Origin of the sequence: Cryobacterium arcticum, assembly GCF_001679725.1 — a bacterium.
GTDB classification, from domain to species: domain Bacteria; phylum Actinomycetota; class Actinomycetes; order Actinomycetales; family Microbacteriaceae; genus Cryobacterium; species Cryobacterium arcticum_A.
Window position 1 is genome coordinate 1,838,866 of the sequence record NZ_CP016282.1, and the last position, 12,080, is coordinate 1,850,945.

General features: G+C 68.1%; 13 protein-coding genes. 11 read left to right on the forward strand and 2 right to left on the reverse strand.

What is annotated here, in order from left to right; translation table 11 throughout:
- Positions 1–4 precede the first annotated feature (4 nt).
- A complete protein-coding gene (gene hemW / locus PA27867_RS08185) occupies positions 5–1,231 on the forward strand; it encodes a radical SAM family heme chaperone HemW (RefSeq protein ID WP_066595168.1) in 1,227 nt (408 codons plus the stop codon).
- A gap of 89 nt (positions 1,232–1,320) precedes the next feature.
- Here hemW and PA27867_RS08190 read toward each other — a convergent pair whose 3' ends face one another.
- Positions 1,321–1,695: a DUF4870 domain-containing protein gene (locus PA27867_RS08190; RefSeq protein ID WP_066595170.1), complete on the reverse strand. Its 375-nt coding sequence runs from the start codon at positions 1,693–1,695 to the stop codon at positions 1,321–1,323.
- Between the two features lie 93 nt (positions 1,696–1,788).
- Positions 1,789–2,190 (reverse strand): DUF4870 domain-containing protein, encoded by a 402-nt coding sequence (locus tag PA27867_RS08195; protein WP_066595172.1) that lies wholly within the window; start codon positions 2,188–2,190, stop codon positions 1,789–1,791.
- A 167-nt stretch (positions 2,191–2,357) separates the two neighbouring features.
- Here PA27867_RS08195 and hrcA point away from each other — a divergent pair, with 167 nt between their 5' ends.
- From hrcA to PA27867_RS08245, 10 genes are all read left to right on the forward strand, one after another.
- A complete protein-coding gene (gene hrcA, locus PA27867_RS08200; RefSeq protein WP_066595174.1) occupies positions 2,358–3,377 on the forward strand; it encodes a heat-inducible transcriptional repressor HrcA in 1,020 nt (339 codons plus the stop codon).
- Between the two features lie 58 nt (positions 3,378–3,435).
- Positions 3,436–4,545 carry a molecular chaperone DnaJ gene (gene dnaJ, locus PA27867_RS08205; RefSeq protein ID WP_066595176.1) on the forward strand — a complete coding sequence of 370 codons (1,110 nt, stop codon included), beginning with the start codon at positions 3,436–3,438 and terminating at the stop codon, positions 4,543–4,545.
- Between the two features lie 15 nt (positions 4,546–4,560).
- The gene (locus PA27867_RS08210) at positions 4,561–5,307 is read left to right on the forward strand and encodes a 16S rRNA (uracil(1498)-N(3))-methyltransferase (protein ID WP_066595177.1); all 747 of its coding nucleotides are present in this window, start codon (positions 4,561–4,563) and stop codon (positions 5,305–5,307) included.
- Between the two features lie 19 nt (positions 5,308–5,326).
- Positions 5,327–5,689: an HIT domain-containing protein gene (locus tag PA27867_RS08215; RefSeq protein WP_066595181.1), complete on the forward strand. Its 363-nt coding sequence runs from the start codon at positions 5,327–5,329 to the stop codon at positions 5,687–5,689.
- Entirely contained in the window at positions 5,643–6,767 is a 1,125-nt protein-coding gene (locus PA27867_RS08220; protein ID WP_066595183.1) for a PhoH family protein, read from the forward strand. Before PA27867_RS08215 ends, PA27867_RS08220 begins: the two co-directional genes overlap by 47 nt.
- Positions 6,764–7,231, forward strand: coding sequence for an rRNA maturation RNase YbeY (gene ybeY, locus PA27867_RS08225; RefSeq protein WP_066595185.1), 468 nt, complete (start codon positions 6,764–6,766; stop codon positions 7,229–7,231). Before PA27867_RS08220 ends, ybeY begins: the two co-directional genes overlap by 4 nt.
- Positions 7,228–8,556 (forward strand): hemolysin family protein, encoded by a 1,329-nt coding sequence (locus tag PA27867_RS08230; protein WP_066595186.1) that lies wholly within the window; start codon positions 7,228–7,230, stop codon positions 8,554–8,556. Before ybeY ends, PA27867_RS08230 begins: the two co-directional genes overlap by 4 nt.
- Complete coding sequence (gene era, locus PA27867_RS08235) at positions 8,540–9,442, forward strand: GTPase Era (RefSeq protein WP_066595187.1); 903 nt, start codon at positions 8,540–8,542, stop codon at positions 9,440–9,442. The genes PA27867_RS08230 and era overlap by 17 nt, the downstream gene beginning before the upstream one ends.
- Positions 9,443–10,378: 936 nt before the next feature.
- Positions 10,379–11,023 carry a hypothetical protein gene (locus PA27867_RS08240; protein ID WP_066595188.1) on the forward strand — a complete coding sequence of 215 codons (645 nt, stop codon included), beginning with the start codon at positions 10,379–10,381 and terminating at the stop codon, positions 11,021–11,023.
- A 42-nt stretch (positions 11,024–11,065) separates the two neighbouring features.
- Positions 11,066–12,016, forward strand: a complete 951-nt coding sequence (locus PA27867_RS08245; RefSeq protein WP_066595190.1) for an HNH endonuclease signature motif containing protein — start codon at positions 11,066–11,068, stop codon at positions 12,014–12,016.
- The last annotated feature ends 64 nt before the right edge of the window (positions 12,017–12,080 follow it).

Here is a 12,080-nt window from a genome sequence, read left to right on the forward strand (position 1 = left end):
CCGGATGGCTGGACCGCATCCGGTCGGCGATCCCGCACCACTCGACGGACTGCTGCCGGCCTCGGCCGGGGTCGGTGCTGACGAACGCGACTTCGGGGTCTACCTGCACGTGCCGTTCTGCAAAGTGCGCTGCGGCTATTGCGACTTCAACACCTACACCGCCACCGAACTGCGCGGGGTGAAGCAGAGCGACTACGCCAGCCAGGCCGTGCTCGAGGTCGAGTCCGCCGCCCGCATCCTGGCCGCGTCCGGCGTCGCGGCCCGGCCGGCCGCCACGGTCTTCTTCGGCGGCGGCACACCCACCCTGCTTCCCGCGGACCACCTGGTGCGGATGCTGCACGCCGTTCGGGACACCTTCGGCATGGTGCCCGGCGCCGAGATCACCACCGAGGCGAACCCGGACTCCGTCGACCTCGCCTACTTGCTACAGCTCAAGGCCGCCGGTTTCACCCGGGTGTCCTTCGGTATGCAGTCGGCCGTGCCGAGCGTGCTCGCCACCCTCGAGCGCACGCACGACCCCGAGCGGGTTCCGCTCGTCGTGCAGTGGGCCAGGGACGCCGGCCTGGACGTGAGCCTCGACCTCATCTACGGCACCCCGGGGGAGACCATCGAGAACTGGCGGGCCAGCCTCGAGCATGCGATCGGACAGAACCCCGACCACATCAGCGCCTACTCGCTCATCGTCGAAGACGGCACCAAGCTGGCCAGGCAGATCCGCCGCGGCGAGCTCGTGCAGCCCGACGAGGACCTGCAGGCCGACTTCTACGAATTGGCCGACCGGCTCCTGGCCGAGGCCGGCTACGAATGGTACGAGGTCAGCAACTGGTCACGGGGCACTGAGCACCGCTCCCGGCACAACCTCTCCTACTGGAGGAGCGCCGACTGGTGGGGCGTGGGCCCCGGAGCGCACAGCCACATCGGCGGGGTGCGCTGGTGGAACGTCAAGCACCCGGCGGCGTACGCCGACCGGATCCTCGCCGGGCACTCCCCGGCGGCCGGACGCGAGACCCTCGACGATGACACCCGCGAGCTGGAGCGGGTGCTGTTGCTCACCCGCATCCGCGAGGGCATCCCCGTGGCGACGTTGACGACGGCGGGGCGCCGAGAGGTGGCCGGCCTGATCGCAGATGAACTCATCGATGCGAGGGCAGCGATCGGCGGCACCATCGAGCTGACCCTGCGCGGGCGGCTCCTGGCCGACGCCGTGGTGCGCCGACTCCTCACCGACTGAACCCAGGCCCCCACCCGCGAACCGTGCGTCGAGCCCCGGAACGCGCGCGTTGTGGGTGCTTACCGCACAGCTCGCGAGCGGGACAGGGGTTAGTTGAGGAACTTGATGGTGAGCGGGTAGGAGTACCACTCGCCCTTGTTGGCGGCGATGGCGGCAATGATGCTGAAGACGATGTTGAGGATCCACACCGCGGCCAGGATCAGGAAGCCGATGCCGATGACGGTGAGAATGCCTCCGACGAACCCGGCGATGGCCAGGGTGATCTGGAAGTTCAGCGCCGTTGCGGTGTGCGCCCGGATGAACGGGCCGCGGTCCTTGAGCACGATGTAGCCGATCAGGGCCGGCAGGAAGCTGAACAGGATCCCGCCGATGTGGATCAGGGTCGCCCAGAGCTTCTCGTCGGCCGGGCTCAGCTGACTCTGTGCCTGGTACGGGGCTGCGGGGGGAGGCGTGGCCTCTGACATGGGATCTCCTTCGTGACTCCCGGCGGTGCGGGGCGGCGTCGGGCGCCGCTCACACCAGAATAGCGCCGCTCACCCCAACCGGGAGTCTGCAAACTAGCTGATCAGACGGATAGAGAAGGGGTAGCGGTACGGGCGGCCGTCGCGGGCGCTCAGGTAACCGAGCACCGAAAAGATCGATCCGACCAGCCACAACACCCAGCCGAGCGAGAAGAGCCCGGACAGCAGGCCGAACGTGACCAGGCTGAGAACCGTGGAGATCACGTTCAGGGCCACATAGCCGATCAGCAGGGTGATCTGGAAGTTCAGTGCCTCCTTGCCCTGTTCATTGGTGAACGGGCCGCGGTCCTTGAAGACCAGCCAGATGATCAGGGAGGGCGGGAACGAGAGGATGCCGCCCAGATGGGCCAGTGACGCCCACTGCCTGTCCTGCTCCTGGGAGAGCGGAGGCCCTGATGACGGCCCGTTCGATGGTCCCTGACCGGTGGGATAACTCATGACGGTGTCCTTCGGTGAGCGGTGCGTGGACGTGCTTGAGCCCACGCTACTGCGCAAAATCGTCGGGGAGCAATGGGTATCCGGCCCACCCGCGATATGATTAGCAGTCAAACAATGAGAGTGCCAGCCAGCTGGCGGCGCGAGCGGGCATGAGGGAGGCGATCGGAATGGTGTCGGATCGTAGTCTCGAGGTGCTCCGCGTCATCGTGCAGGACTACGTGGCCTCCCGTGAACCCGTCGGCTCCAAGTCCATCGTCGACAGGCACGCCTTCGGCGTGTCGGCGGCCACCATCCGCAACGACATGGCCCTGCTCGAGGAGGAGGAGCTCATCATTGCTCCCCACACCTCGTCCGGGCGTATCCCCACCGACAAGGGCTACCGCCTCTTCGTCGACCACCTGGCCGACCTGCGCCCGCTCACGGTCGCCCAGCGGCAGGCCATCGAGGTCTTCCTCGGCCAGTCCGCCGACCTGGACGAGGTGCTCGCGCGGAGCGTGCGGCTGCTCTCGCAGCTGACCCATCAGGTGGCCCTCGTGCAGTACCCGTCGTTGTCGCGCGCCACCGTGCGCCACATCGAACTCGTGCCGCTCAGCGACACCCGGGTGCTGTCGGTCCTGATCACCGACTCGGGCCGCGTCGAACAGCGTGTGGTGGAGTTGACCCGCACCCTGGACGAGACTGCCCTGGCCGAACTCCGCACCCGGCTCAACGCCGTGGTCGGTGGCCTGAGCATGAGCGAGGCGGCCGCCGCCCTGACCGGGCCGACCGGGCTGGGCCCGCCCGAACTGCAGGACCTGATCGACCTCATCACCGGCACCCTGCGGGACCAGGTGGGCGCCAACCGGCAGGACCGCCTGGTCATGGCCGGTGCTGCGAACCTGGTGCGCACTGAGGACGACTTCAGCGGCAGCATCTACCCCGTGCTCGAGGCCATCGAAGAGCAGGTGGTGCTGTTGCGCCTGTTCGGCGAGATGGCCACCGACCAGCACGGCGTCTCGGTGAGCATCGGCCGCGAGAACGCGCCGTTCGGCCTGGGTGAGACGTCCGTGCTCACGAGCGGCTACACCTCCCACGGCGATGCCGCCCGGCTGGGCGTGCTCGGTCCGACCCGGATGGACTATTCCAACAACATGGCGGCGGTGCGCGCCGTCGCCCGGTACCTCTCGCGCCTGCTCGGCGAGAACTAGCCGCCCCCACACCTTCCCACCGACACTTTTCACCCCCAGAACCCGAGGAGAGCCAGCTTTGGCTGACCATTACGAAGCACTCGGCGTCGCGCGCGATGCCACCACCGACGAGATCAAGAAGGCGTACCGGCGCCTCGCCCGCCAGCTGCACCCCGATGTGAACCCGGGCGCCGAGGCATCCGAGCGGTTCAAGACCATCACCCACGCCTACGACGTGCTCTCGGACCCCAAGCAGCGCCAGAACTACGACCGTGGCGGCTCGGGCAACTCCAGCCAGGGCGGCGGATTCGACGCCGGCAACTTCGGCGACATCTTCGAGACCTTCTTCGGCGGGGGAGGCGGCGGCAGCCGCGGCCCCCGGTCGCGTCGCGAACGAGGACAGGACGCCCTCATCCGGGTCGAGCTCGACCTCGACGAGGTCGTCTTCGGCACCCACCGCGACATCGAGGTGGACACCGCGATCGTCTGCGCCACCTGCAACGGCAGCTGCTGCCAGCCCGGCACCTCCCCGGTGACCTGCGACATCTGCCACGGCACCGGAAGCATCCAGCGCGCCGTGCGCTCCCTGCTCGGCAACGTGATGACCTCCAGCCCCTGCGGCTCCTGCCGCGGCTACGGCACCATCATCGCCACCCCCTGCGTCACCTGCCAGGGCCAGGGCCGCGTGCGCGCCCGCCGCACCGTTCCGGTGGACATCCCCGCCGGCGTCGACACGGGTCTGCGCCTGCAGATGCCCGGCAGCGGAGAGGCCGGACCGGCCGGAGGCCCCAACGGCGATCTCTATCTGGAGATGAAGGTGCGGCACCACGACGTCTTCAGCCGCGACGGCGACGACCTGCTCTGCACCCTCGAGGTGCCCATGACCGACGCCATCCTGGGTGCGACCGCCACGGTCAAGGCCCTCGACGGTGACATCGAGGTCGAACTCCGCCCGGGCGTCCAGGCCGGCGAGATCCTCACGGTCAAGGACCGCGGTATCACCCGCCTGCGCGGCAACGGCCGCGGCGACCTGCGGGTCGGCGTGCAGGTGCTCACCCCCACCAAGCTCGACCACAAGGAACGCGAACTCATCGAGGCCTTCGCCGCCAGGCACAAGGTGGCCGCTCCGGCCCTCAGCCACTTCCAGCAGGGCCTGTTCGCGAAGCTCCGCGACCGGTTCCTCGGGTAGGGGCGCCCGCTAGCGATGGCGCATTTCTTCCTCTCCGAGACTCTCGCCCAGGCCCCCTCCGCCACGCAGGTGGGGGCCACCGTGAGCCTCACCGGCGCCGAGGCCAAGCACGCCGTCACGGTCAGCCGGGTTCGCCCGGGCGAGACCCTGCTGCTGGGCGACGGCGCCGGGCTGATGCTGGGGGTCACCGTGATGACCGCGGCTCCGGCCGAGCTCGTGCTGCGCGTGGACTCCGTGCGGCACAGCCCGCCGGCCACGCCGCGTATCCTACTCGTGCAGGCGCTGGCCAAGGGCGACCGCGACGAACTCGCGGTGCAGGCGGCCACCGAACTCGGCATCGACGGGGTCATCCCCTGGGCGGCCTCGCGGTCCGTGGTGCGCTGGGAGGGCGTCAAGGTGCAGAAGGGGCAGGCCCGCTGGGCCGCCATCGTGCGTGAGGCCAGCAAGCAGTCGATCCGGCCCTGGCTGCCCGAGGTGTCGGCGTTGACCAGCACCAAGCAGCTGGCCCAGCTCGCCGCCACCAGCCGGATGCTGCTGCTCGAGCCCACCGCCGAGACCCGGCTGACCGCGATCGCGCCGCCGACCGACGACCGCGACATCGTTCTCGTCGTGGGCCCGGAGGGCGGGATCGCCGCATCGGAACTGGAGATCCTCGAGGCGGCCGGCGCCAGCCGGGTGCGCCTGGGCGACACCGTGCTGCGCACGTCCACGGCGGGCCCCGCCGCCGTCGCCATCCTGAACGCAACCCTCGGTCGCTGGTAGTTCCGCTTAAGATAGACGTATGGCCTCCTCCGGTGCAGAACCCTCCATCTTCAGCCGCATTGCCGCGCGCGAGATTCCGGCGACCATCGTCGCGGAAACCGACCACATCATCGCGTTCAACGACATCGCCCCGCAGGCGCCCGTGCACGTGGTCGTGACCACCAAGACCCAGCAGTACCGGAACGTCGGCGAACTCGCGGCGGGCGACCCGGCCCTCCTCGCCGAACTCATCGCCGTGGCAGGCCGGGTGGCCGAGGAGCACTGCGCGGGGGAGTACCGCTTGATCTTTAACACCGGCGCCTCGGCCGGGCAGACCGTCTTCCACGTGCACGCCCATGTGCTCGGCGGCACTCTCGAGGAGGGCACGCTTGCAGCCCTCTGACCCGGAGACTCCCGGAACCGGCGCACTGCCAGCGGTGCGCACACTCCTCGTCGACGGCGTCGCCATGGTGCGCCTGCTCGGCCCTCAAGACCGGTTCCTCAGCACCATCGAGAAGGAATACCCGGACGTCACCGTGCACGTCCGCGGCAACGAGGTCACCCTCACCGGTCCGGCCGCATCCACGGATGCCGTGGTGCGCCTGATCGAGGAGCTCCAACTGTTGTTGCGCACCGGAGCTGACCTCGGCGAGACCGAGGTCACCACCTCCGCGCGCATGCTCGGCGCCGACAGCACCTCGAGCCCCTCGACGGTGCTCGGCCAGGCCATCCTCACGTCGCGCGGTCTCACGGTTCGCCCCAAGACCCTTGGCCAGAGCAGCTACGTCAACGCGATCGACGAGAACGCCATCGTCTTCGGCATCGGACCAGCCGGAACCGGCAAGACCTACCTCGCCATGGCCAAGGCCGTGCAGGCGCTGCAGCGCAAGGAGGTCGACCGCATCATCCTGACCCGGCCGGCCGTCGAGGCGGGGGAGCGGCTCGGGTTCCTGCCCGGCAGCCTCACCGACAAGATCGACCCGTACCTGAGGCCGCTCTATGACGCCCTCTTCGAGATGATGGACCCGGAGCTGGTGCCCAAGCTGCTGGCCGCCGGCACCATCGAGGTGGCCCCGCTGGCGTATATGCGCGGACGCACGCTGAACTCGGCGTTCATCGTGCTCGACGAGGCCCAGAACACGACGCCCGAGCAGATGAAGATGTTCCTCACCCGACTCGGCTTCGGTTCCCAGATGGTGGTCACCGGTGACATCACCCAGGTGGACCTGCCCGCCGGCGCCAGCGGACTCCGTCTGGTCACCAAGGTGCTCGACGGGATCGACGACATCGCCTTCGTGCGCTTGACCAGCGCCGACGTGGTGCGGCACAGCCTTGTCGGCCGCATCGTCGACGCCTACACCGAATACGACGCGCAGAAGCAGGCCCAACGCTACGAAAGCGAACAGGCCCGCGACTTCGCATCCCGCGCTCCGCACCAGGGGAATCCGCGCGATCGCACCCCGAAACGGAGATCCAGTTGAGCATCGAAATCAACAACGAGTCGGCCATCCCGGTCGATGAGGCCGCCATCCTGAGGCTCGCCGCCTTCGCGCTGGACACCATGCACGTGCACGCCGACGCCGAACTGGCGATCGTGCTCGTCGACGAGGGCGCCATGGAGCAGCTCCACGTGCAGTGGATGGATGAACCGGGTCCCACCGACGTCCTCAGCTTCCCGATGGACGAACTGCGCCCAGGCACCGAAGACGCCATCACGCCGCCTGGCCTACTCGGCGACATCGTGCTCTGCCCGCAGGTGGCCCAGGGCCAGGCGGAGACCGCCGGTCACAGCACCCTCGACGAACTGTTCCTGCTCACGGCGCACGGCATCCTGCACCTGCTCGGCTTCGATCACGCGGAACCCGAGGAGGAGAAGGAGATGTTCGGCATCCAGCGCGACATCCTGATCGGCTTCTCCATGCAGGAACGACGCCGGCCCCGATGATCGTCGGGTGGTTCCTCACGGCCGCCATCCTGCTCGTCGCGTTCGGCGGGCTGATGGCCGCTGTCGACGCTGCGGTCACGTCCCAGTCCCGGGCCGACATCGCCGAACTCGCCGTCACCGCACGCTCCAAGCGGTCCCTGCGTGCCATCGCCGCCGACACCGGCGCGCACCTGAACGCCATCAACTTCGTGCGGATCATCGCGGAGACGACCGCGGCGGTGCTCGTGACCCTCGTGTTCGCCACCACCATCGACCAGATCTGGTTGGCCCTGCTGCTGTCGGCCCTGCTGATGACGGCCGTGTCGTTCGTGCTCGTCGGAGCCAGCCCGCGCAGCGTGGGCCGGGCGCATCCGAAGAACTTGCTCGTGCTCACGGCCGTTCTCGTGCATTTCTTGCGCGTGCTGCTCGGCCCGGTGGCCAACGCCCTCGTCGCCCTCGGCAACCGGGTCACCCCGGGACGCAGCCGGCTCGCCACCTTCACCTCGGAGGACCAGCTGCTCAGCATGGTCGATGAGGCCACCGAGCTGGACGTGATCGAGGAAGACGACCGCGAACTCATCCACTCGATCTTCGAATTCAGTGAGACCGTCGTGCGCGAGGTCATGATCCCGCGCACCGACATGGTCACCATCGACGCCGACGCCACCGTGGGTGCCGCCATGGGACTCTTCCTCAGCAAGGGCTACTCCCGGGTGCCCGTCGTGGACGGCGAGGTGGACGACGTCATCGGCGTGCTCTACCTGCGGGATGTCTCCCGTCTCGTCTACGAGCGTCCGCGCAACCTCGAGAGCCTCACGGTGCGGGAACTGGCCAAGGCCGCCCAGTTCGTGCCCGAGTCCAAGAAGGCCGACGCTCTGCTCCGCCAGATGCAGCTCGAATCCAACCACCTCGCCATGGTCGTCGACGAGTACGGCGGAATCGCCGGCCTGGTGACCCTCGAGGACCTCATCGAGGAACTCGTGGGCGACATCTCCGACGAGTACGACCGCGACGTCGTGGAGATCGAAGACCTGGGATCAGGGCGCTTCAGGGTGAGCGCCCGACTGCCCGTCGACGAACTCGGCGAGCTGTTCGACCTCGACCTCGACGACGACGAGGTCGACTCCGTCGGCGGCCTGCTCGCCAAGGCGCTCGGGCGGCTGCCCGTCGCCGGGTCCGAAGCGAGAACCAGCGGCCTCATCCTCACGGCGGAACGCACAGAAGGCCGCCGCAAACGAATCAGCACAGTGCTGGTTGAACCAGACAAGGCGTTGAGAGACGCACAGTCCGCATTCCTGGGAATGCCGGACACAGAAGGAGCACACGGCAATGACAAGAGAACCTGACTTCAGAGCGGGGTTCGTCTCCTTCGTCGGGCGCCCCAACGTGGGCAAGTCCACCCTGACCAACGCGCTGGTGGGGGAGAAGGTGGCGATCACGTCGTCGAAGCCGCAGACCACCCGTCGCGCCATCCGCGGCATCGTGCACCAGAAGGACGGCCAGCTGATCCTGGTCGACACCCCCGGTATCCACCGCCCGCGCACGCTGCTCGGCGAGCGGTTGAACAGCCTGGTGCAGTCCACGCTCAGTGGTGTCGACGTGGTCGGCCTGTGCATCCCGGCCAACGAGCCCATCGGCCCTGGTGACAAGTTCATCAATGAGCAGTTGGACAACTTCCCGCGCGCGAAGAAGGTGGCCATCGTCACCAAGATCGACATGTCCTCCAAGACCAGCGTCGCCAACCAGCTCCTCGCCGTTTCGCAGCTGCGCGACTGGGAGGCCATCGTGCCGATCTCGGCGACCAGCCGCATCCAGCTCGATGTGCTGAGCAGCGAACTGCTGCGGTTGCTGCCGCTCAGCGATGCACCGCTGTACCCCGCGGATGCCGTGACCGACGAGAGCCTGGAGTCCCGGATCTCCGAGTACATCCGCGAGGCCGCCCTCGAGGGCGTGACCGACGAACTGCCGCACTCGATCGCCGTCACGATCGACGACATCATCGAGCGCGACGACCAGGAGCTCGTGGAGATCTACGCCAACCTGTTCGTCGAGCGTGACAGCCAGAAGGGCATCATCATCGGCAAGTCCGGCGGCCGGCTCAAGGATGTGGGCATGCGGGCGCGCAAGCAGATCGAACCTCTCGTGGGCAAGCGGGTCTTCCTGTCCTTGCGCGTGAAGGTCGCCAAGGAATGGCAGCGCGACCCGAAGCAGCTGGGCCGCCTGGGCTTCTAAACACGACGCACGACAGTGATGGGTCCAGTCGGCATGCGCCGGCCGGACCCTTCTGCGTTCGCCCATCAACCTCATCGAGATCCCGCCAGCGTCTGACCGCCGCGCCCGCCTCGTTGATCGAGCTTGTCGAGATCCCGCAAGCCGCTGTCCACCGCGCCCGATCGCCGATCGAGCCTGTCGAGATCCCGCGACCTGCTGTCCACCGTGCCCCGATCGTTGATCGAGCCTGTCGAGATCCCGCGCCCTGCTCTCCAGCGCCCCCGATCGCCGATCGAGCCTGTCGAGATCCCGCGCCCTGCTGTCCACCGTGCCCCGATCGTCGATCGAGCCTGTCGAGATCCCGCGCCCTGCTGTCCGCCGCGCCCACGTCGTCGATCAAGCCTGTCGAGATCCCGCGACCTGCTGTCCACCGTGCCCCGATCGCTGATCGAGCCTGTCGAGATCCCGCGCCCTGCTGTCCGCCGCGCCCACGTCGTTGATCGAGCCTGTCGAGATCCCGCGCCCTGCTGTCCGCCGTGCCCATCGTTGATCGAGCCTGTCGAGATCCCCTTAGAACCCCTATGAACCTGCAATGACTCCGGCGCACATATTCTCGAGATTCCCTTGTGAGTAACTTGACATTTCCTCACAATATTCTCTGATTCGTGGGAGAACAGGGGTATGGACGAAGAGCTCGTAAACGGCTCCACCGCACCGCTGGGAGGCACTCCTACCGGTGGTAATCCGCAGGACTGGAACACCGCCCTGGCCGGTCCGGCACCGGTCCCTGTCTCCTTCGACGTCGCCGCTGACTCGAGCGTAAACGCAGCCACCGACACGCCCGATGGTGCGTCCTCAGCCACCGACAGAACTGTCGACCGAAGTGCCGGACCTGCAACCAAGCGTGCTGCCGCCGCCGCTGTTAGCGGTGGCGGTGGGTCCGCAGGCGCGGACGGCATGCACAGCGACCAGTCGGAACCCGCGCCGCCTCGCCCGGGTCGACGCGGTGCCCCGCAACCCACATGGCGGGACCCCGCAGACCTCCCCGCGGTCCAGCGTGCTCACACCGGTGAGCTCGGGGAGAAACTGCAGCTCCTGTCCGAAGCCGCCGCGGTGGTGCAGGAAGTGATGGGCTCGATCGACGTCGACGGGCTCAACGACGCGGAACTGGTCGCCTTGACGCAGATGACCGAGAAGATCGGCCGGCCGGCCGATCTGGCCCGGGTGACCACGGCGACGGTGGTGGATTACCGGGCTCGGACGGGGTTGGGCCGGGACTCGTTGGCGTGGAAGCTCGGCGCGTCGCACCACACGGATTTGTTGACCCGGTTGACCGGGGCGTCGGGGCAGGAGATGAAACGGCGGGTGCGGTTGGGCGAGAAGATCGCTCCACGCATGATGGGCGGCACCGTCCTGGACCCCGTGTTCCCGACCGTCGCCGCGGCCCTGGCCGCCGGGGACCTCGGTCTGGACGCGGCGGAGGAGATCGTGAAGGGCCTGGCCGATTACAAGGTCCACGGTCGCTTCGACGCGAACCCGGCCGATGTTGAGGCGGCCGAGGCGGGCCTGGTCGAATCGGCCACCGGCTCCGTCTATGGCTGAACCCGGGCTGCCGGCGACGCCGACGACGTTGGTGAGGCGGCGATGACGGGCCCGATCGCCCCGTTGGGTGACTCGGACGGGTTCGCCTACCCCGCTGACGCGCTTCGCGACATGGCGCTGCAGTGGCAGGCGGCCCTGAACCCGGACGGTCTCGCCCCCAACGAGGAGGTCCTCGAGGCGAAGTCGACGTTCTCCTTCGGCGGGATCCGCAACGGCCTCTACCCCCTCCGCGGCGGCGTGACGCCGGAGCTCAAAGGCATCATCCAAACCCTCTTCAACACCTATCAGTCCGCCCGCACCGCACCCCGGTTCCCCTCCGCCGAGGAACAGGAACGCATCGAAGCCGGCGAACTCGTGCCCGGGGAGATCCTCGACGAACGCAGCGGCGGCGAGAAACGAGCCGACATCCTCCGCGGCATCCTCACCCAAGTCGCCCAAGACCCCCGCACCCCCACCCTGGGCGGGATGCCGCCAACGGTGATGGTGCACGTCAGCGCCGCTGACCTCCTCGCCGGCATCGGCGTCGGCTGGATCGACGGCGTCGACGCACCCCTGTCGATGAAAACGATCAACCAGATGGTCGACAACGGTGGGATCCGACCCGTGTTCTTCGGCGGCAACGGCGCCGTCCTCGCCCTGGGCAACAAAGCCCGCTGCTTCAGCCCCCTGCAACGCCGCGCCATCACCGCCAGAGACGGCGGCTGCATCACCCCCGGCTGCACCTGCCCACCCCAATGGACCGAAATCCACCACGTGATCCCCTGGGAACAAGGCGGCCGCACCGACATCGACAACGGAGTGCTGCTCTGCTGGTACCACCACCACACCATCAACACCTCCGGGTGGAAGATCCGTATGGTCAACGGGATGCCGCAGGTGAAAGCACCGCACTGGATCGACCCGACCGGAACATGGCGACGGCCCAACCAGCACCGCGCCCACGACCCGAACACCCACAAATCGGAAACGGGTCAGCCACCGAACACGGAATGACTCACCGGGTCTCGACAAGCTCGACCACCGGCGCCCGGGACACATGATCACCGGGTCTCGGCCT